At 43.8% G+C, this 21,124-nt stretch carries 23 protein-coding genes; 4 read left to right on the top strand and 19 right to left on the bottom strand.

Annotated elements, in window-relative coordinates; translation table 11 throughout:
- Window positions 1-65: 65 nt before the first annotated feature.
- Window positions 66-878, top strand: coding sequence for a prolipoprotein diacylglyceryl transferase (lgt, locus tag CLV93_RS18565; protein WP_106543728.1), 813 nt, complete (start codon window positions 66-68; stop codon window positions 876-878).
- 248 nt (window positions 879-1,126) lie between these two features.
- Window positions 1,127-2,656: a SulP family inorganic anion transporter gene (locus CLV93_RS18560; RefSeq protein ID WP_106543727.1), complete on the top strand. Its 1,530-nt coding sequence runs from the start codon at window positions 1,127-1,129 to the stop codon at window positions 2,654-2,656.
- A 303-nt stretch (window positions 2,657-2,959) separates the two neighbouring features.
- Here CLV93_RS18560 and CLV93_RS18555 read toward each other — a convergent pair whose 3' ends face one another.
- From CLV93_RS18555 to CLV93_RS18525, 7 genes are all read right to left on the bottom strand, one after another.
- The gene (locus CLV93_RS18555; protein ID WP_106543726.1) at window positions 2,960-4,201 is read right to left on the bottom strand and encodes an MFS transporter; all 1,242 of its coding nucleotides are present in this window, start codon (window positions 4,199-4,201) and stop codon (window positions 2,960-2,962) included.
- 391 nt (window positions 4,202-4,592) lie between these two features.
- Window positions 4,593-5,075: a hypothetical protein gene (locus CLV93_RS18550; protein WP_106543725.1), complete on the bottom strand. Its 483-nt coding sequence runs from the start codon at window positions 5,073-5,075 to the stop codon at window positions 4,593-4,595.
- A gap of 88 nt (window positions 5,076-5,163) precedes the next feature.
- Window positions 5,164-5,775 (bottom strand): hypothetical protein, encoded by a 612-nt coding sequence (locus CLV93_RS18545; protein WP_211297911.1) that lies wholly within the window; start codon window positions 5,773-5,775, stop codon window positions 5,164-5,166.
- 82 nt (window positions 5,776-5,857) lie between these two features.
- Complete coding sequence (locus tag CLV93_RS18540) at window positions 5,858-6,403, bottom strand: hypothetical protein (RefSeq protein ID WP_146142086.1); 546 nt, start codon at window positions 6,401-6,403, stop codon at window positions 5,858-5,860.
- 164 nt (window positions 6,404-6,567) lie between these two features.
- Complete coding sequence (locus CLV93_RS18535; protein WP_106543722.1) at window positions 6,568-6,786, bottom strand: hypothetical protein; 219 nt, start codon at window positions 6,784-6,786, stop codon at window positions 6,568-6,570.
- 141 nt (window positions 6,787-6,927) lie between these two features.
- Window positions 6,928-7,443: a hypothetical protein gene (locus CLV93_RS18530; RefSeq protein ID WP_106543721.1), complete on the bottom strand. Its 516-nt coding sequence runs from the start codon at window positions 7,441-7,443 to the stop codon at window positions 6,928-6,930.
- Window positions 7,444-7,635: 192 nt separating this feature from the next.
- Window positions 7,636-8,625, bottom strand: a complete 990-nt coding sequence (locus CLV93_RS18525) for a DUF2806 domain-containing protein (RefSeq protein WP_106543720.1) — start codon at window positions 8,623-8,625, stop codon at window positions 7,636-7,638.
- Window positions 8,626-9,464: 839 nt separating this feature from the next.
- Here CLV93_RS18525 and CLV93_RS18515 point away from each other — a divergent pair.
- On the top strand, window positions 9,465-10,211 hold the full coding sequence (locus CLV93_RS18515; RefSeq protein WP_106543718.1) for a DUF6261 family protein: 747 nt from the start codon (window positions 9,465-9,467) through the stop codon (window positions 10,209-10,211).
- Window positions 10,212-10,614: 403 nt separating this feature from the next.
- Here the strand turns inward: CLV93_RS18515 and CLV93_RS18510 are convergent, their stop codons facing one another.
- The 3 genes from CLV93_RS18510 to CLV93_RS18500 all read right to left on the bottom strand — a co-directional run bounded on the left by CLV93_RS18510 (window position 10,615) and on the right by CLV93_RS18500 (window position 12,341).
- Entirely contained in the window at window positions 10,615-11,214 is a 600-nt protein-coding gene (locus CLV93_RS18510) for a hypothetical protein (protein WP_106543717.1), read from the bottom strand.
- 19 nt (window positions 11,215-11,233) lie between these two features.
- Window positions 11,234-11,743: a hypothetical protein gene (locus CLV93_RS18505; protein ID WP_146142085.1), complete on the bottom strand. Its 510-nt coding sequence runs from the start codon at window positions 11,741-11,743 to the stop codon at window positions 11,234-11,236.
- A 124-nt stretch (window positions 11,744-11,867) separates the two neighbouring features.
- On the bottom strand, window positions 11,868-12,341 hold the full coding sequence (locus CLV93_RS18500) for a nuclear transport factor 2 family protein (protein WP_106543715.1): 474 nt from the start codon (window positions 12,339-12,341) through the stop codon (window positions 11,868-11,870).
- A 212-nt stretch (window positions 12,342-12,553) separates the two neighbouring features.
- Between CLV93_RS18500 and CLV93_RS18495 the strand changes: the two genes are divergently transcribed.
- Window positions 12,554-13,102 (top strand): hypothetical protein, encoded by a 549-nt coding sequence (locus CLV93_RS18495; protein WP_106543714.1) that lies wholly within the window; start codon window positions 12,554-12,556, stop codon window positions 13,100-13,102.
- Between the two features lie 78 nt (window positions 13,103-13,180).
- Here the strand turns inward: CLV93_RS18495 and CLV93_RS18490 are convergent, their stop codons facing one another.
- The 9 genes from CLV93_RS18490 to CLV93_RS18455 form a co-directional block, all read right to left on the bottom strand.
- On the bottom strand, window positions 13,181-13,864 hold the full coding sequence (locus CLV93_RS18490; protein WP_106543713.1) for a GOLPH3/VPS74 family protein: 684 nt from the start codon (window positions 13,862-13,864) through the stop codon (window positions 13,181-13,183).
- Window positions 13,865-14,071: 207 nt separating this feature from the next.
- Complete coding sequence (locus CLV93_RS18485) at window positions 14,072-15,373, bottom strand: pyridoxal phosphate-dependent aminotransferase (RefSeq protein WP_106543712.1); 1,302 nt, start codon at window positions 15,371-15,373, stop codon at window positions 14,072-14,074.
- Between the two features lie 121 nt (window positions 15,374-15,494).
- Window positions 15,495-15,764: an alpha/beta fold hydrolase gene (locus tag CLV93_RS20390; RefSeq protein WP_211297910.1), complete on the bottom strand. Its 270-nt coding sequence runs from the start codon at window positions 15,762-15,764 to the stop codon at window positions 15,495-15,497.
- Window positions 15,765-15,772: 8 nt separating this feature from the next.
- A complete protein-coding gene (locus tag CLV93_RS18480; RefSeq protein ID WP_211297909.1) occupies window positions 15,773-16,447 on the bottom strand; it encodes an alpha/beta hydrolase in 675 nt (224 codons plus the stop codon).
- A 9-nt stretch (window positions 16,448-16,456) separates the two neighbouring features.
- The gene (locus CLV93_RS18475) at window positions 16,457-16,675 is read right to left on the bottom strand and encodes a hypothetical protein (protein WP_106543711.1); all 219 of its coding nucleotides are present in this window, start codon (window positions 16,673-16,675) and stop codon (window positions 16,457-16,459) included.
- A gap of 40 nt (window positions 16,676-16,715) precedes the next feature.
- Window positions 16,716-17,315, bottom strand: coding sequence for a YIP1 family protein (locus tag CLV93_RS18470; RefSeq protein ID WP_106543710.1), 600 nt, complete (start codon window positions 17,313-17,315; stop codon window positions 16,716-16,718).
- Window positions 17,312-17,596: a DUF2089 family protein gene (locus CLV93_RS18465; protein ID WP_106543709.1), complete on the bottom strand. Its 285-nt coding sequence runs from the start codon at window positions 17,594-17,596 to the stop codon at window positions 17,312-17,314. Before CLV93_RS18465 ends, CLV93_RS18470 begins: the two co-directional genes overlap by 4 nt.
- 209 nt (window positions 17,597-17,805) lie before the next feature.
- Window positions 17,806-19,881: an IPT/TIG domain-containing protein gene (locus CLV93_RS18460; protein WP_106543708.1), complete on the bottom strand. Its 2,076-nt coding sequence runs from the start codon at window positions 19,879-19,881 to the stop codon at window positions 17,806-17,808.
- On the bottom strand, window positions 19,878-21,071 hold the full coding sequence (locus CLV93_RS18455) for an outer membrane beta-barrel protein (RefSeq protein WP_106543707.1): 1,194 nt from the start codon (window positions 21,069-21,071) through the stop codon (window positions 19,878-19,880). The genes CLV93_RS18460 and CLV93_RS18455 overlap by 4 nt, the downstream gene beginning before the upstream one ends.
- Window positions 21,072-21,124: the final 53 nt, after the last annotated feature.

Here is a 21,124-nt window from a genome sequence, read left to right as displayed (position 1 = left end):
ATAAATTAGTTCTTCATATGGCAGCAGGGGCAACTTGCTGCTTTTACTTTTAATGTGCACATACTATGAATGAGTTCCTGTTCATCCATTGGAATGTAAATCCGGAGATTTTCCATCTCGGCCCGTTGTCAGTTCGTTGGTACGGACTTCTGTTTGCTACCGGGTTTTTGTTGGGATATTACATCATGGAGAAGATGTTCAAGTTTGAAAATGCCAACGAAAAGTGGCTCGACAGTCTGTTTATGTACGTGATTATCGCCACGGTCGTCGGCGCACGTTTAGGACATGTTTTCTTTTATGGATGGGACTATTATTCACAGCACCCGTGGGAAATTTTGAAGGTTTGGCACGGCGGTCTGGCCAGTCATGGCGGGGCCATCGGTATCCTGATTGCCATCTGGCTGTATTCACGGTTTGTTACCAAACGCTCGATGCTTTGGACGCTGGATCGCCTCGTGGTGCCGGTAGCGCTGGTGGCAGTACTTATTCGTACCGGTAACCTGATGAACTCAGAGATTTACGGAGTACAGACTTCATTGCCCTGGGGATTCATCTTTGAGCGGAACGGCGAAACCGTTGCCAAACACCCGACGCAGATTTACGAAGCACTCTGTTACCTCGGGACTTTTATCTTGCTGTGGCGAATGTATTTTAAAACGGATGATAAGCGGAATCGTCCCGGCTTTCTGTTAGGCGTATTCTTCATTTGTGTGTTCACCGCCCGTTTCTTCATCGAATTCATTAAGCAGGATCAGGAGCCGTTCGAAGCACATATGTTGCTGAATATGGGACAGCTGCTCAGTATCCCGTTTGTCTTAGCAGGAATCATATTGGTGGTTCGCGCACTAAAGCGACCGCCGAAGATATACGAAAATTAAAATATGGAGCCGGTAACTCGTTGAGTGCCGGCTTTTTTGTTTCCGGTAACGAAAAGCGAAGGAAACCTTTACCGTTACATAATATCCCGCTTGTTGCGAATGAGTGGGATATTCTTATTTTTGCGCGTTCTAAATAAGAAAGAAACCTGACCTGATCACCATCTAACGAATTAAATCCATGCACTTACGTAGAAATCGGCTCCGGGCTGAATGGCTCCGGCAAGGAAATGTATGATTAAAAATTTGACATGGAGAAGTATCTTAATCTGTTTGGATTAACGCAAAAAGTAAATTATAAAAACGAAGTCCTGTCCGGACTAACGGTGGCGCTGGCTTTGATTCCCGAAGCACTTGCATTTGCCATTATTGCTGGTCTGTCGCCGCTGACCGGGCTCTATTCCGCGTTTATTATGGGCATCGTTACGTCGATTCTGGGAGGACGGCCCGGGATGATTTCCGGTGCCACCGGAGCTGTTGCTGTGGTGATTGTGGCACTGGCCAAAACACATGGACCGGAGTACGTACTGGCAACGGTTATCCTGGCCGGGATTATACAGATATTGGCCGGTGTGTTGAAGTTGGGAAAACTGATGCGTCTCGTTCCACACCCGGTGATTTTCGGCTTCGTCAACGGGCTGGCGATCATCATCTTCATGTCGCAGCTGCACCAGTTTAAAGACAATGCCGGACACTGGCTCACCGGAACACCGCTGTATACCATGTTGGGACTGGTTTTCGTTACGATGCTGGTGATTTGGGGACTGCCCAAACTCACCAAAGCCATTCCGGCCCCGTTGACTGCTATCCTGGTTATTTTTGGAATCGTGACGGCGTTGGGGATTGATACCCGGACGGTAGGTGATATTGCTTCCATTCAGGGAGGATTTCCACCGTTTCATCTGCCGGAGGTGCCGCTTACGCTCGAAACGCTTTCCATCATTTTCCCTTATGCGGCGATCGTCGCTGGTGTAGGCTTAATTGAAAGTTTGCTGACGCTGAATATCATCGACGAGATTACCGAGACGCGTGGTTCCGGTAACAAGGAAGCCGTTGCGCAGGGAACGGCCAATTTCCTGACCGGTCTCTTTTCCGGTATGGGTGGATGTGCCATGATTGGCCAGAGCCTGATTAACATCTCCTCCGGAGCCCGCGCCCGTTTGTCGGGGATTGTGGCTGCGGTGATGTTGCTGGTGTTTATCATGTTTGGTGCCGGAATTATTGAAAAACTACCCATGGCAGCGCTTACCGGATTGATGATCATGGTCGCCATCGGTACCTTCGAGTGGGCCAGTTTGAAAACCTTCAATAAGATGCCGAAATCGGATATCTTAGTGATGGTAATGGTGACGTTGGTGACAGTTGTCTTCCATAACCTGGCAGTAGCGGTTCTGATTGGTGTCATCATTGCAGCACTGGTGTTTGCCTGGGACAATGCCAAACGCATTCGGGCACGGAAATACACCGATGACAACGGAGTAAAGCATTACGAGATTTATGGCCCGCTGTTCTTCGGTTCAGTCACTGCTTTCAACGAAAAGTTTGATGTATTGAACGACCCGGATGAGGTGATTATCGATTTTGCTGAAAGCCGGGTAGTCGACATGTCGGCTATTGAGGCGCTGAATAAGATGACGGAACGCTACTTGAAAGTAGGGAAGAAGATTCACCTGAAACACCTGAGCCCCGATTGCAAAATCCTGCTGAAAAACGCTGAGCAGATTATCGACGTCAACGTGCTGGAAGATCCGCATTACAAGGTGGCGGTGAATAAGCTGTAATTGCCTTTGCATACTTAATGGCCGGACTCCGGAGGAGTCATATATTGTTAGAATAGGATGACGGGAAATCCATTCGACCCCGGCTGGGGTCGTACGTTCGATTGATGATTCGTTTTCTAACAACATGTCATCCCGCTGGGATGAACGCAAAGAGTTGCCTGAATTGCCCATGGCTTTAGCCTAATGCTGTCTCCTTATTTATTTCCGGCAACGCCGGATAAATATTCATCACCCCCAATCCAATTGGGGGATTGGGAATTCGCGTTAACGCATCAACCCCGAAGCGAGTTGAATAAATCGCATTCAATCTCTGTTGACGGTTTCCGGCTTCATTCTGGCAAAAAATAACACCGATATGAATATGATGGCTCCCAAGACCGGCATCACGGTTTCCGCCGTCAAAATACCGGTTGAGCTCCATCTGTTGTGCGCCCATTCATCCACAAATATCATCGAATAGATGGGAATGTTCGAAAGAGCTGCAAAGAAGTTGTACTTGGTGGCTGCCCCGACCTTTCCGATAGCTTCCAGAACAAACGCGCTGAATCCGGCAAAGGCTAAACCTACCGTGATTCCATAGATGGTCGTCCAAATCATAAACATCAGTTGTGTGCGGGGACTCAGCGCCATCAGGAGTGCCGCGCCTCCTTCCAGCAAGCCGAATAAAATATAGGCTTTCTTCCGGTCCATTTTATCGGAAATCCATCCGCCCAACAAACTACCGACGGCCGAAGCGACACCGCCTACAAATCCTACAGCGAGGGCTACCGCATCCGGCGAGGCATGCCAATCACTGGAAATTGACGACCATAAATTCGAAGCTGCACCCGAACCAACGGGGAGGAAACAGAGGACTAGCGCTAAAAACCCGCCCCTCGACTTCACCAGCACCCAAATCTCTTTGCCAAGTGTTCCAATCGTCTTCACATACGTTTCTTCCCGTTGAAACGGAGCTGGATCTTTCAGAAATAGTAACCCCAGCCCGCATAGCAGACTGACGAGCGCGATAACGGCTCCCGAAATCCAGTGAGCCGGCATTCTTTCCGCCAGCCAGATTCCGGCACCGCCTCCGACACCGAAGCCGCCCAGGTTTCCGGCTTGCAACCAACCTCCGGCGCGCCCTTTATGTTCATCGGGCACCTCCTGCGCAATTAAACTCTCTGTCGTCATAGCAATATTGGTATTGGCTACGGCGGTTAGAAAAACGATGACCATCAGCAACGGCAGAAAGTGTGAATTATGCGGGGTGATACTCGTTGCCAAAATACCAATTACGGTCACTACGTTCGCGATACGGTACCAGGTTTTCACCGTGAGAGTGGTATCGACCAGCGGAGCCCACAGAAATTTGAGAATGTTGGGCAAATAAGGGAGGGAAACAATCGAGGCAACACCGGCCAACGAAACGCCAGCCTTAGTTAACAGAAATCCCATGGTCACACTGATGAAGCCATTGAAAATTCCAAATGGCATGTACAGGAACATAAAAGTGATGGGGTGCACCGGTTGGGTTTGGGCTACCCTGAAGGTTTTTAACAGGCTCATATGCTATTCTTCATGTATTGAACTATTCACAATCAAAAGTCAACGGACTTTCATTAAAAGTAAAAACAGACTGACCACGAGCCTGATGATTTGATTACGATAAAAGTTGATAAACGGTTTCTTAGGGTGGTAAGAGTGGAAGTTTTGTATGCAAACAAATGACGGGGGTGTTTGTTTTCCCGGACTAATCTGAAATCCGGAACCTTTCGACTTAATCCTCCTCCGGCCTGTCGGCCACCTCCTCCAGAGGAGGACAGCTCGCGAATGGTCGTATGTTATATATTTGGGAATGTGAAATTCGGTTGGAAGTTGGCGAACTGTCCCCCTTTGGAGGGGGAATTAAAGGGGGAGGACTTCAGATTCCCTGGTAGACTCCGGCAGGGACCGCACATCAATTCCCAATTTCCATCAATTTATCGTCTTTCTTTAAACGGTCTATCAATCCCGAATCATTCCGCAAATCTTCCCCGGTAAAAAGCCCGGGAGAGGAGGGATATCCCAGTCTGAGATAAATCAAATCCGGCGCCACCAACTGAAAGGTGACAACGTCGTGTTGACTCGATGAATAATAACCGGGAACGTATTTCGCGGTGTAAATGAGTTGTTGGTCGACAGCAACACCAAACGCGAAATGCGGGTCGGGATAGCTGGGAGAGATTTCCTTGTTCAACCGGTTAAAGGCCGTTGGCGTGACCTGGAAAATGTACCGCGTCGAATCGTAGCCTACAATTTCATCGTAGCTTACAATGACATCCGAAACCTTTTCATTCTTGGTAAAATGAATCCCGGCATTGGCTTCTGACTTGTCGTCTTTCTGGCAACTCATCATGCCAACGAGCAAAACCGTCAGGAAGAAGAATACTTGTGTTTTCATAGCTCGTTAGTTTAGTTGTACGTTAGATGTGTTTCAGCATGTTCGCGTTGCTTCTAGAGGAAATATATAATGGTATTGTGTTAAGCGCTTATTCTGTTCGTTTTCTTAATATTCCAATCATTTGCCCAATGCCAATTCCAACGTAGGTTCTGTCTTTATTGAGTTGTAGCATGGGTGAAATGGTCAATCCATAAATGTTGGTGAATGGAAATTCTATTTGGGGATTGATGATTAGGCTTACCGTGTTTTGCCGATGATAATCCCAGGTATAATTCTCCGCCACCAAAGATGTTCCTTCTACCTTTTGCCAATTTTCAGGTTCTTTTATGATGGTATAACCAACTCCGATAGATAAATTGGCTCGTATCGTACCCGTTTCATTTAGTTTGCATATCCTACCCACAGCGATTTGGTAATTTTCTATTTGATCGTGAGGGTTTTCCAGGCCGAAAATGATTGCTTTTGCCAAACCCGATGAATAATCCGCCGGTTGCGATTTGGGTTTTCGCAAATAGTCGCTGTATCCAACCCGGCAAGAATATTTTTCCCGATACACATAATTCAAACTCACATCGCCTCCCATGTAATTTCCGAAACTCAAACCGCTTGTCGAATAAATTGCATTGTTATTGGCAAATTGCGCATTCGCAGAATGAATGCTGCAAATAAATAAGCCTTTGATTAGAGTTCGTTTCATCATTCGTTAGTTTAGTCATACGCAAGATGTGTTCCGGAAAGGGGTGGTTGCTTTTAAACCCCGGCTGAGTATTGGCGTTTGTCATTTATTTGTAGGAATGGTGCATAAGCACCAAAAGGGACTCCTTAATTATCCGGGTATATGCTTTGTTGTCTTGTAGCCTGTTGGGAATAGAGTCAGAGTAATTGGCTTTAAATCCTTTTAACAGTAGTGGAAATTGATTGATATAGAAGTTGATTGCCTTCTTGAAATTCTGCAACGAATAAATTCGACCGCGAGTTTTATACTCGAAGTAATTAATTTCTACGCAACCGCTATCAGGGGCGTAGCAAGCACTCGGATATATAATCGAGTCGTTTTTAATGAATAATTCCCCTTCATCACCAGCTCCCTTTATATACCACTTCTTCGTTTCTGAATACCATCTGAGAAATACGATTTCTTCTTGTCCTACCTTGTATTTTGAAAGCCGGTTCGCACATTCCCAATCCTCAAATTTCTGAATCCTGATGCTCTTTTTCTGATAGTTTCCCTTTATTGGGTCTGATACTAAGAGCGTGAAAGTGGTAGAATCCTGATGAATAATTTTTCCCTGCAATATCAATTCAGAGTCAATAATCAGTTCAGGCAACGTTGTTCGATTATAGCTCGCAAAGCTTTTTTGGACGATTAGCAACAAAAGGACTAAGATGGTAAGATGTCTCATTATTAGTATTCTTTATTGCGTTCAACGGTTGGTGCAAATTTTACAGCAAAATTCCGCCTGCCATATGACAATTCGCTACCATACGTTTTTCATTTTCTTTGTTTGAGTTGTTCTTCCAGCTCTTTGGTTCTTCTTTTTGCTCTGCTTCTGTCAAAAATTTGTGTTATTGTTCCAAGCAGTAATCCGATGAGCGATATCAACATTCCATGCGGATAATGTTGAATCCGAAGAATGGCTCCCCCGATAATGATGATTGATGCTGCAACATAAAGTATTTTAATGGTTGTGCTTATTTGTTGGTCGGTCATGGTTTATTCATTTTATATTTTAATAGTATATTCTAAATATATGGTAACGGTTTGGTATAGGTTTATGGGCGGAATGTCATAATGAAATCCAGGCCCAAGAGTGGATATAACCACTATCCATATTACAACTTGGAGGGGTAGTTATTTTCTTTCAAGATGTAATCCACTATATTGCGTTAGATTCATTTCGTCCAAAGATGTTCCTACCAAATTTCCATTCAAGCACTTTCCTCCCTTTTTTATAACTAGGATAATCGAGCCAAGACCTAAATGCTTTTTTGATTTTGGTAAATAATTTATAACGACATAGTTGTCCCTTATAAATCCTGTATATTTGTAAAAGGAGAAAATTTCATTCTGGTGAATAATATTTTTAATTATTAAATCACCTTTTATCTCATAAGCGTTTTGTTTTATTGTGATTGTTAGTTCTTTTATTTTGACTTTTTCTAATTCAGTTTTACCATCTTTCTTTGCAGATCTTTCTATGTACAAATTGTCATGCCATTCGCCTTCTAGATCAATTCCTTTGTATAATATTTCCTTAATCGCTGGCTGTATAATCTTGTTGTAGATTAAAACAAAAAACCAAATTATCGCAGATGAAACAACTCCGCCGATTATACCAATCATTAAGTTTGATAAATTGTCTTCCATTTGAGGTTTTTAATCATTTTAGTTAAGACTGTTCTTTTGCTGTATTTTAATTTAGCAACGATAAATTATTATGGAGAATGGCAGATGGTAATATTCTGCCATTTATGATGATATTTAGGCGCAATACTCCCTTCTATTCTATATTTAATACCTGATGTCACCGTGCATATAAATATTAGTTACTACCATTTATTAAAAATCCAATAATGGCTGAGTATGTCTTATAGAGTTCCCTTCCCAAGCCATAATATATGCATATTTGACTTCTACATTATCGCTTTTTATTGAATCTGCAATAGCTTTTAAATAATCAAACGGAGGATTTGGGCTTACAAGTTTTAGTAATTCATTGCCTGACTTGCTAAAAACATCAACTGGCATTGTTATCGTTGGGGTATTTGCTTTAATTTTTGCGATTAAAATAATTTTATCAGTAGTAAATACGCTTTGAGAATCTTGAGGTTGTTGGAGTATTTGATAATTTACAAAAGCTCCAGGTTGAATTAATCCTATTTCTGTCAGTAAAGCAGTATCGCCGTAATTAATATTATATTCCTCATTTAAGATTTTTCCATCCTTTCCTTTAAAAAGGAAATGTGAATCTCCAGATTTAATGGCAAATTTAGCGACCTTCATAAAGGTATTGGCTTCATCCTTAGATAGGTTGCGAATTAATTCAAGTGTTCTAAGTGAATAAGATCTTGGTTGTTTAATTTCGCCAGCAAGTATTCGTGCCCATATTTCTTGCATTTCTTCATTTGATATGTCTTCGGCATAATCAAAGAATCGTGTTGTCCAATCTTCGTCAACGGGTTCTTCTGAAACAGTGCTTTCAGATTCAAGCTGCTCTGCTGCTTTTTGCGTAATAACCTCAATATTTTTTTGCTTTTTTTGCTGTTTAAAATCTGTTCGATTTTTAGTTCTTTCTTCCAAGGACAATTCAGCTTTTATTGATTCTCCATCTATCGAAGCTAAGCTTAATTTTTCCTCATTATAATCGATTTGTTTTAAGCTCTTTTGATTCGCTTTAATAGATTCTGCAATTACTTTGATTTCATACGCTTTTGCATCAGCAGTTTTTCTTATTAGATAAGGTTTGCTTAATGCACCTACTCCTTGAGAAATAACTTCTATCAGTTTTTTTAGCGGTTCGCTTAATCCAGTTAAATCTTTTATTTCCATTGGGGGCTTTTTTTAGAACAGAAAATAATGCATGCTAAGGTATGGGTATTCCAATCTTTTGATGTTGTCTCTAGGTTTGTCTCCATCGCTGAAGGAGAGAATGAGTAATGTAAGGTATGATCGCCCATCTGAGTTAAAGGATTTAAAGCTGTTTTCATTTATCAGTCCGTTTAGTGTTTCCAATGTAATTAATTTCTTTCGAAATCTGATTTTAGGGTGTTCCAAAAAAGCTGGAGATGAGGTTCTCCAATTTCCGTTCGCATACCAGATCGGTACGTTCACATACCAGATCCGTACGTTCATCAAAAAATTTAGCACATTCATCAAAAAAATTGGGATAGGTTAATTTTCTAATTTATATTGAATACACGGTTTTTAGCAGACAGATAAAATCAGCAGGAATTTAGTGGAGAATGAAGTGCAGAATGGACGAACCGTCACTACGTTCATTGACCGGCAAGCCCCGGAACGGATAAGCTGCATGCTGGCACTTTGCCCGGCTACACTGTGGTTTCACGGCGACCGCATGAAATCAAATATCCGCTTCCGCATCGAAAAAAGGGGCTGTTGAAAATTTCAACGGCATGAAATGGCGCGAAATGGACCCGTTGAAAATTTCAACGGCATGAAATCGTCAGGAGAGAGCTTATTGAAAATTTCAACGGCATGAAATCGCGAGGAATGGAGCTGTTGAAAAATTCAACGACATGAATCGGCGAGGAATGAGCCCATTGAAAATTTCAACAGCATGAAATGGCGACGCGCGGACCTCCTGAAAATTTCAACAGGAAGAAATGAAGACCAAACAAACTTTATCACCTTTCTAAAACAATAAAATTATGGATGAAAAACTGTTTTCAACATTGTATGTTGCCCGTTTGAAAATTAACGACCTGTTTTCACTCAACAAATCGACCATCGAGTACGCGAACCCGGTAAAAGAAAGTATCGGCGCCATTCCGGCAGCTACGCTCACGCAGTTGATAAACGATAACGAGGCGATGGGCGTGCAAATGAACAAACCGGCTAAAAACATGCTAACCCAACAGCTGGTCGACCTCGATCAGGACCGGGATGACCGGTTTGCCGAAATCAAACGCAACATCACGACCAACATCAAGGGGCGCGACGAAGCGAAGAAGACGGCGGCTCGAAACCTGAAGGGCTTTTTTGAGCCTTACTGGGACGTGGATAAAAAGGCCATGAATACCGAAACGGGCGTGTTTGCCGAAATGCTGGGGAAATACAATGCCAACGAGGCCCTCAAAGCCGATGCGGCTACCATTGGGATAGCCGATATGCTCACCGGACTGGAAACGGCGAATACGGAATTCGATACCCTGTATAAGACCCGCAACAGCGATGAGGCTCAGAACGGGCCGTCGGCTACCAGTTTGAAAACGACGGCGGCTAAAAGCTACGAGCAGTTTTGTACGGCCATTGAGCAGGCGGTGAACTTTGCCCCCACGGATGTGCTGACGACCTTGTTTGGACAAATGGACGAGCTCCGGAAAACCTATGCCGCCCTGAACGGCCGTAAGAGCCAGGAAGAGGAGGCTCCGGAAGAAGCAACCGAAACGGAATAAACAAATAAGGCAATCCAATTGGGAATTTGGAAAATGGGCCGCAGGCGAACCTGTTGGGTATAGACGTACCTGGCAGGTTTTTTTCGACCCTGTCGGTGGTTGGAAAACCCCGACAGTGGTATTCGACTGCAGCGATTCCAGAGCCTGGGGCAACGCCCCGGGTAAGTGGTTCCCATGAAACAAGAACGAAGCCTGAAGGGCTTCAACTATCATTTTTTCTCATTGGATTTCAGTCATGAAGTGTGCCAGCCCTACAGGCTGGTGATGCGATTATGACACTGGTTCTTGGGGCGTTGCCCCAAGTTTTGGAATGTCAGGCTTTCAGCCTGTATTTCGATAACCTGACAGCGTCGACAGACCTGTCAGCATACTGAGGGTGATTTTAAGGAAAATAGTTTTCGTGTTACTGAATTCTGAAGTTGATTCTAAAGCTCAATGTATCTGTTTGGATGGAATGCTTACCCTCAAATCGAAAACGGTACTTAAATGCTGTGTAGTAATTGCCTTTTTCGAGATAGGGTTGGTGGGTACTTTCATAGGTTGCTTTTTCCCAGGACCAGACAGAATCCCGGTCATCGACCCATGATTGCTGAAAAACCCTGGATTCACCGGTAGGGAAAGGATAGGCGGCAGTTCCAATCGTAAGTACGGTTAACACCTTAAAAGGCTTACCTAAGTCTTCATCATTGGATGTATAAACCTTACAAAAACTATTATCGGCATAATAGGCAAAGTCCGGATCAAAATATAAGTCGTTATGGCTATTATTCGTCACCGAAAAAAAGAAAGAGAAGTTTTCTCCCTCGTTAAAGATGGTGGCAGGTGCTCCGTTTTCGTTCAGAAGACAAAATTTAAACACAATGCCGTTCACTTCTTGCTGAATTACGGCAACACTATTTTCTGGAGAAATTTCCCACAGATTAGCGGTATTCTTTTCGCATCCGGTTCCAATGGTTGTGAGTAGCGCTAGGATGAGACTAATTTTCAAAATGGTTGTTTTCATTTTACTGGATTTTAAACGTTTATTCCTTGCTTACATCCCTCACCAATATCTGGTCAAAATCATCCCATGGAAAACTTAGCTCCATAGCCGTACAAGGACCGCAAACAAAATGAACCGAATCGTTCTTTTGGAATTTGAAGTTGATTTTATAGGAATATCTTAAACTATCTGGGAAAAAGTGCGGGCCGCAGTTGCTCCCCTCATAGCCCGGGGAAAGAAGTTCGTCGGGGATAGCATATAGGTTGTCGGGTAAATCGAAGGTGTAAAAATCCATTGGCCATTCAGAATTGGCATTTTCGCTGTTCTCAAGCAAAATGCAATAAGCTCTGTCGGTTTGCTTACCTATTACCTTTCCTGTTTCACCATCTTTTTCGTCACAAATAAATGACCCGACGATGTACCCGGTTACGGGCCCGGAATATCCAGTGTCGCTTTTTTCATTTCCGTTATTACTGCTTTTTTCACATCCGAAGGTTATGATGCTTATCAGAAGCAGCAAAAGGCTTGTTTTTGCAAGTGTTGGTTTCATGGTTCTTTCGGATAGGTTATATAGTGGTCAGATGACTAAGATACTTAATTGGTTGCAGAGAAATTTGTGTTTGGGAGCATACTTTGGCGGGAACATATAGGTTACTCAACCTTTGGGTGCTGTTTTACCTTCCGCGCGATTGATGCGATTGGATGACTTTCCATTCACCGTTTATTTTTTCATACACAAACGACCAATAGAAGTCTCCCGTGAATTCGCGGCCATCGTACAGGTTAACCTGCGAGGTTCCGGAAGCAGTTAGCAGCGCCACTTGCTCGTTAAGCACGGTTATCTTCTTATCCTTCAGCACCAGTTTTTGTTTGCTGACACTTTGTGCACCTGCCTTCACCGCTGAAATCAGGGTAGCATAATCGGCATAGTAATTTCCGTTTACCAGGAAACCTGCTTTGTGGTAATCATCCACTCCCTGGTTCAACGCATCATAGTCAAGTTTTTCTGCCAAAGCAACCATCTTCTGAAAAGTTGCATCGATTTCATTTTCGATGGAGGTAATCAGGTCCGGTGATAAAGGTTGGCCTTTGGTTTGAAGGCTGACGCAGAAAAAGGCCGCGATAAAAATGACAGCTAGTTTATTCATGGTAGTTGAGTTTGGTTACGTTAAAGGTAATAAAAACCAATGGTCAAATGCATGTTGCCGGATGGCAGGTCATCAATAGTCGCCATTCAGACTTTCGTTAGATGATGGTAGCTTTTATCTGAAAATGATTAAGTTTATATGTCTCTAATAGAATTTGACAGCTTGACAAACACTATCGACGACTAACAAGACACATAAAACACATAAATGCTATGAAGAAAATACTATTGATTTTGATCGTGGCGATGATGGCCGGGTGCACTTCTAATCGTTATTTGCTCACCGATAACAACAAAAACAATAAATACCTGGTGAATCGTATCAACGAATTGAAGAAAGAAGGGAAGATTACGGACAAGCCATTGCTTATGGTAGATGATTCAGTGATAAGCCCGGAAAGCTTAAAGGCCTATCCACTTCCGTTAAGCAGTACCGACATTGCGCAAATTGATTTTCTGCCCAAGAATAGTGAAAAGGCTATAAATATCTACGGAGAGAAGGGCAAGAATGGCGTTGTTACCATATTGACTAAGAAACACCAGGCATATCTTCAGCAGAAAGCAATTCAGCCACAACCGAAGGGTAAGGTATTGTACCTTGTCGATGGGCTGCAAATGACACTGGACAATTTGAAGAAGATTGATAAAAACAGCATTGAATCAATAAGTGTAATAACCGATAAAAATAGCATCAGGAAATATACGTCCGGTGATTATAACCAGGCGGTAATGATTAAGCTGAAAAAAGGCCGCGCTAACTAGAGATGAAAAGTGCTGCCTATTCCTCCGACAAATCCTGTATCAGCCGGTCGGAGTGTTTTCAGCGCTATTTACTGTTTACTACGAACTGCCTCCGGCCGCGGCAGGCGACGCGACTATCGCCCCGATAACAGCTGCCTGCACTTGCCGGATGGTTTGCTGGACCGTGCCGGCAATTGGACTCTCTTTGATTAGTTCTTTTAATGCTTTTCGGAGCTTTTTCAGTTCAGTGCGGTCCGTTGTCAGGGTGCGGTGTAGTTTGCACGCTTCGATGAGGCCAAGCACCGCCATATCCTCGTTGCTGGTAGCCGTGTCACGGTGCCGGGAGAGAATTTGTTTTTTGAGTTCTTTGAGCAGTTGGTCGCGGGTACGGCTATCGGTCACGTAACTTTTCCGGTAAGGAATAATCCCCAGGAATTTCCGGCGTTCAATGCGCATCAGTCGTTTTTCTTTCAGATTTTCCAGAACTTCCCACCGATACCGGTTCGCTTTTCGCGAAAGTTTTCTAAGCCACAACCTGATGGTCCGGTTTTTCCCGGAGCCTTTAACGAGGTAGTAAATTTCGCGGCTCGTGGGATTTTCCGGCACAACCGATTTATCCGGAAACACCCGGTTATTCTCTATGTGAAGTTGATTGTTTATTGACATTTCCAACAGGAAAGTACCAACCAGTCCAAAGTTTAGCTGCGGTTCCGAAGTAAGGAAGCGCGCCTTCCGGGGATGATGTGCGATGAGCAGAAATTTTTCAGCAATCGATAGTTCCATGGTTTTCCGTTAGGTGAAATCAAGTTTATGTTGAATTTACGAATTATCCAACAGAACAGAAACACTTCAACAATTAACAATGAAAAATGAGTAATGAAGAATACAATTAGGCAGAACCTTAGAGAACGGCTTGTACCTCTAACTCTTTAACAACAGAAACATTTATAACGATAGAAACAACAGAAACAATAATGACAACAGAAACCTCTAAAGCCTGTCCAGCCAATTTTCCAACAGGTCAACCGCTTTCATCATCTTGCTGCAATAGGCACGGAGAAAAGCTTCATCCAGCTCTTTATCGTGGTATTCAATCATCGCTTTGTTGAGCACCAGCTCACCGTCGAAGTCGACATAAGCCATCCGACAAGTGAGTTCCTCGGTTTGTCGCCCGAAATCGATTCCCGGCAGGATAGCGATGCCGGTTTCCTGCAACAGGGCTTCACATAATTCGAACGAGGTGAGAATTCCTTTCGCCGACAGTTTTTCACGGTAGTAATTAAAGTTAGGAAACAGGTAGAAAGCTCCTTTCGGTGAAGGCATGGTAATGTGTTTGGCTTTGAGCCGGTCGGCCATGTAATTGCCTAGGGTTTTCAGAATCCGTCGCGAGTGATGGAGGTATTCATCAATTTCCGGGTGGTCCTGGAAAGCGGTAATCGCGGCGTATTGAATGGGGGCACTGGTGGACGTGAATGTTTCGCTGGCGACAATAGCCATGGCATCCTGCAACCATCGGAGGTTCTCGGGAAAGGTAAAAGTTCCCAGGCGCCACCCGCCGGCTCCGGCCCATTTACTCAGCCCGCTGCTGACAATGGTTCCTTCCGGATAGAACTGGGCAATGGAAACATGCTTGCCGGAGTGATCGAGCAAGCCGTAAATTTCGTCCGATACAAGGATGATATTGTATTTTCGGGCTACTTCGGCAAGTTTCTTTAAACGTGTAACCGGATAGGTCGAACCGGTCGGATTGGACGGATAATTCAGGATAACGACGCGCGGACGGTCGGGATCGTTCCGGCAAATCAGGTCGAGCTTTTCCGGACTTAGACGCCAGTCGTTCACTTCGGAGGTAGGAACCCAGCTCACATGGCGTCCGACGATTCGCGCTTGCGGCGAATAGGAAACCCAGCTGGGAGTTGGGATAATTAGTTCGCCGTAGTAAACTAATTGCAGGATGAAAATCAACTCTTTCGAGCCCGGCCCAACGATGATATCTTCCGGCGAACATTGGATGCCCTGGTGTTTGAAATTGAATTCTGCAACGGCTTCCCGCAGTTTCATCAGGCCTCTTACGGGCAGGTAATCCTTTTGATGTGCATTCCGCCGCAAGGCTTCCTGAACTCTTTCAGGAACCGGGAAGGGCGATTGGCCTAGTCCCAGTTTGTATACGGTGGAGCCCTGTTTGATGAGTTCGTTGCTGCGCTCGTTGATGAGCAGGGTGGCAGATTGATTTAATCCCCGAACATTCAGATTCAGGTTGACGAAATGATTGCTTTTACGAACACCGGCCATGACTGTTGGTTTTTAATTTTCTGGGTAATGAAACCAAACAGTTAAGTTACAATGCTTCGGGCGAAATTGCACGCGAAGAAGCAATGAATTCGGAAAGCCGGAAAAACAAACTTTATACTCGTCAGTGCTTAATGAACTGCATCAGGTCGTTCATCAAACCAGCCTTCAGCGGGAAATCCGGACTCCGGTAAGTAGCCAGATTGTGTTGCTGGTCGTTGTCCGATTCCTTCAGCACATGGTTCATGTTGTCGATGATATCAAGTTGGGCATCCGGTTTGGCGGCTTTTAATATCCTGGCATCGCTCACCTGAACCTGCAGGTCGGTGGTTCCCTGGATAATCAGCACCGGAATTTTCAGTTTCGCAATTTCTTTAGCCGGATTGTATTTCATGTGGGAAATCATGTATGGCTGAACTGAGGGGCGAAAAAGGGAATACAGGGTATGCGAAACTTACCAACAGTCTTACCGACCTTCAGGCTGTCAAGGATATTATCCGATTCACTGAGCAACTGTGGCGGCAGTTTATTGGACAGTTGTTCGCGCAGAATTTCGTCCATTGGGCGGCCAGGTCCCGAAATGGAGATGTATCCGGCGACCTTGTTTTTTTCGGCAGCCAACATGCCAATCAACGAACCTTCGCTGTGCCCCAGCAAATAAATCTTTGAGAACCGTTTGTCGGATTTCAGCTCCGCTATCCAGTCGACGACATCCTGCACGTAGGTGTCAAAGCGGATATCGCTTTCGTTGGGCATGGCAGCTTTGCTTTCGCCAATTCCCCGTTTGTCGTAACGCAGCGAAGCAATCTTATTTTGTGCCAGTCCTTCGGCCAACATTTTGTATACATCCGTATGAAGGCCAATGGGAGAGTTGCCGTTCCGATCGGTAGGTCCGGAGCCCGGAATGATGATAACGATCGGCATCGGTTTCTCCTGTTGGGGTACGGTCAGTGTTCCGACAATATTCCCGGTAGATGTTTTTAATATCATTTCCGATTCGGAGGCATTAGCTGTGCTTTGTGCAAAAGAACCAGTATATGTTAAGGTTAGAATAACCAGAAGTAATAGTGTTTTCATGGTGTTTAACTATTTTAGATAGCTTGCTGCCACCATAATCAGGATGACGGCGATAATGACAATATAGGCGTAGGGACTGGCAAAATTGAATGTGTATCCTCGTTGGGGATTATACTTGGGAACAACAAGTCGCGGGTCTTTTCGATTGACATAGAAGGGACCTTTCCAGTTGTTCGGGTCTTTGCTCATCGTATTGAGGTATTCGTCTTCTCGTTTTTTCTTTTTCATGATAATGTATGTTTTAAGGGCTATCGGTTTGCATATTGTTTTATCCGGCGACCAGGCTGAGATAGTATCTCGAAAGAAATAAGGTTGCTACCATTGAAATGATGAAAGCAGTAATAAAAAGCGCGACGGCTTTTCCTCCTTTTACATTCGCGGAAATCCGGAATGCGTTGTACATAAGGATAATTGTCCAAATGGAAAGAAAAAGAGATAGCATCATTAGGAATACAACCAAAATGACATCGGTGGAAGTTAAATCTACGGGCTCTCCCTGGTGAAACCGGGTGTATAAGATGTAGCGGCCAAATTTGCTCATGGCACTAAAAAAGCCGGTAACAGCAGCAAGAAAGTATGGAAAGCGTGCCAAAGCCTGGGTTCCGAAGATATCAATTATCCGCACTGAGCTCGATGAGAAAATAAGCGCCAGCCCATACAACACAATCGAAATGACCAGCCAGTTGGTGAAAACCTGCACAACGAAATACCAAAGGGGAAATGCAGGGGAGAGTTTAATGGAAATAAGATCCGGGAAATGAGTATGGCTAAAGTAACCGGTAACAGCTGTTAGAAAGAGAATAAGCAATCCTGCCAGTAACGACTTGCCACCGGCGATGTATCGGAATGGATTGAAGAATTTGTTCATAATTGTGGCGTGTTTTGAAGTTTCTCAATCTTACCAATCAGGTCATCCAGCATATTGCGGACCGTGGGGTAACTCAGACCCAATTTTCCCGCCATGATTTTCAGACTTCCGCTGGCTTTCACAAAGTCGAGAATAAAATCCTGTTCTTTTCGGCTTAGTTTCAGCAACAGGGGGAGTTCAAACATCCCGCTGATGGTGGTCGAACAGGATTCGCAGTGCATGCTGTTCACCTTTAACTCCGATTCACAGCTCGGACAAACGATGGGTAGCTTTTTCTCCATTTGTAATAAAGTATTTCAACAAATGTATGTAAAAAATTAATTGTAAAGTAAATAAAATTAAATTGATTATTAATTTTATTCAAAAAAAGAAGCAAGATAGTCTGTGTGGTAATCCTTGCGGGAATGACGTTTGAAATGCGATGAAAATAAAAAAACAAGGTTTCGAACCTGATTCGAAACCTTGTTTTCAAGTGGAAAGAAGTTAGTTGTTATTCAGCGGGTAGAGTGGGATCGAATTCCCAAACGTCGTTCTTTGTCTGACTTCCATTGGTTCCTCCAACGATGTATGCCTTTCCATCGATAACAAAAACGGAGGCACTAAGGCGGCCATCTTCCGGATCAATAGGACGTTTGGTTGCGGTTCCACTAATGGGGTTGTACTCCCATATCAATGCAGAATTAGTAGATCCCATTCCAAAATAGAGATTTCCGTTGAGTGAGAATCCAATATTGTCCCAGCTTTGCAGGACCGGAGCATTTAACTTGCCCCACTCCGATTCTGTGTATACAAACAGGCTATCGGTGTCATATATGTAACCGGAATTCCCGTCATTTATTCCTATTGCTGAGTTGGTAGCTCGGGGAAATTTTCCAATTTCGGTCCAGTTGTTATTGACCGGGTCATAGCGCCACATATCATCTGCTACCTGCCATGCACCATCGGGTTTGTCATTTCCCCAATAGCCCGTTCCTACATATCCCATGTCATTGTACGAAAAGGCGGCAGCTGAATGACGTCCTATTCCGGCAAAATCAGCGATGCGAGTCCAGCTGTCAGTCGTGGCATCGTACCGGTAGAAATCTTTGAAATGATTTGTATCTTCATTTTGACTCGAAGAGTACATATGATCGGAACCGGTTCCTACATATCCTTGATTATTGATGATAAAGGAAACGGCTCCAGCCCTCGGATTTCCCGGGACATCTGTTTTCCGTGCCCATGAATCGGTCGTTGGGTCGTATTCCCAAAAGTCACTATAATAAGTGTAGTCGTTTAAGACATTGGAAATGCCGGTACCATAATAGCCTTTCCCATTGCTGGTAAATGCAATTCCTTTATATCTCCCTGCTCCGGGAAAGTCCTTCTTTCGCGTCCAGGTACTGTGCCAAAAAAGAGGCAGACTATCCGTGGCCATGATGGTTTGGTCGGCTATCGACAACGATACCGACAAATTGGCAAAGCGCGAAATCTGGTAAAAAGGAATAACCTCGTCAGGAAGAATGACTTTCAGCGTCGTATCCGTTGCATCTGTTATATTGGCTTGATAGCCGTCGATGAAAACCGTATTGTATTGCGTTACCGGATTGAAATTTTTACCTGTTATGGTAATCTCCTGGTTAGGTTTGGTGGCGGAAGCAGGATTGTAACTTTCAACAACCGGTGCATCCAAACGGAACTGCGTACCATAAACCAGCTGGTGGCCTGTCGATTCCAGTTTAATGGAAGAAAGCGTTTGGTTTAATGCGCCAGGAACGATCACTTTGATTTCTTTGTTACTAAACGAAGTGATGATAGCGGAAACGTTTCCAAAGAATACTTTGTTGTAGCGGATGTCGTTGGTGAAATTGTTTCCGCTGATGGTAATGGTATCTCCAAAACTGCCGTTGAGTGGTTCAATCTTCGTGATTTCCGGAACGAGATAGTTGAACATATTAGGCGCTATTGAAGTATTTCCGAATATGGAAACACTCAGGTTGACTTTGTCTTCAATCAGTTTTTCCGGTACCCGAATGGTAAGCAATGTATCGCTGGCTGAAGTTACGAGTGCCTGTATTGTTCCAAGCTTTACTGTATTTTCGTAGCCCACATAGCTGAAGTTTTTACCTCTAATGGTAATCGTATCTCCCCAACTACCGGTTTCCGGTGAAAAGGAAGTTACTACCGGGCCTTTACTTCCCAGACTTTTGAATTGAATAGACTTTCCAAAAACTGCATATTCTCCGGTTTTGGCAAACGCATAAACTGCATAGGTTTCTCCTTCTTTCAGCGTCGATGATATGGTTGCCGAAAATTTTCCGGATTCGATGTTGTCCGATAAAATGACTTTGTCCATGATGGTTGTGTCCAAATGTTCTATAGCCGACCAGACGAAACCGTATCGTTCGATGGGAGATTGTCCCCGCATTTTGATTTCTGCATTGAAAGTGGCGCCTTCGGAGGAAACATTGGTAATGTCTAATGTATTGACCTCCGGAAACGGTTGAGAACCTGAATTATCTTTTTCGCAGCTGGCCAACTGAAGAAGGATAAGTGCCAGCCACAGGTTTTTCACAAGTTGTTTCATTTCGAATAAATAATTACGGTGAAGGTTATTTTGTCGCTGTTCATATCAATGCCAGCTGTCTGGCTTAGTTTCAGCATATGGAAATACCGGACATTTATACTGCCATCGAAATGGCTAAAAGCTTTCAGGAATCCGATACCACCCCAAAAACCACCTTGCTTCTTGTTGACATCGAATGCTTTGCTCTCAGTCGTGGTTACAGTATCATATAGCCAAGCTTTTTCAGTGCGCAGGTTGGTTGCTGCTTTGATGTGATAGTCGAAATTGAAGCCACCCTGAATATATCCGGAATATTCCCTTTTGGGAAGTGAATACTTTAGTGAGATAGGGATGGAGATAGTGGTCAGATCGATTTGGGTGTTATGATAGTCAGTAGAAGCTACGGTGTTTAAAACCACAAAACCGGTATAACTGGATTTGGTGAAATATACTTCCGGTTGCAGCGATAGCTTTTCCATTATCCGTGGCGATGAAAAATCCAATACGACGCCCACCGTTGGATCAATGGACGTGTACCTATCTTTCATATAGGAATACATATCCATATGATACGTGGTTTTAAGGGTGGTGTAAGTTGCTCCAACCGCGGCACCGATAACGAGTTTTGTCCACGGTTTGTCCTCTTTGTAAACGGTGAGGTTAGTTCCCTGGCATTTATTATACTTGACAACCAGTTGCGTTAAGTCACGTTCGGTGACATGCATGTTGGTCAGTAAGTTCGTGGCATTTTTCAAACAATCCGATGTCAGATAGATCATAATCCCCTTCCAGGCATCAGATTCTCTTTGGTACGTTTTGTTATCCTTTATTATTGTTTCAACCTTACGTTCGAGTACTTGTAGCTTTTCGCCTTTTTTCTGAACATAGAATTTTGGTCCCTGTCGGTAGAGACTTAATTTTCCTTCAACTAAGATCTCCACAAATGAGCTGTCGATTACAACGGAGGAGTATGCTTCGTCATTTGAAAAGCCGTATCCTTTAATTTGTTGTGGTGAGTACTCTGCTATTTGGTCTTCTTTTTTAAAACGGCATTGCTGATATCGCTTGCTATCCTGTCGGTAGTCAACTTTTCCCCAAACAGTATCGTTTTGTTGATTGATAATGTAGCCACTGCGGAAATCACTTTGGGCCATTCCCCGAGTCATTGTCAATCCAAATACAAAAAGACTGAGGATAAATATCTTTTTCATATTTATAAAAGGTTTAGATAAGGTAATTAACTGGTTGTTAGTTGTTATTTTAT

Source organism: Prolixibacter denitrificans (genome assembly GCF_003014495.1).
Classification (GTDB): Bacteria; Bacteroidota; Bacteroidia; order Bacteroidales; family Prolixibacteraceae; genus Prolixibacter; species Prolixibacter denitrificans.
The sequence above is the reverse complement of the archived record's forward strand: the minus strand, read 5'-3'. Positions and strand labels throughout refer to the sequence as shown.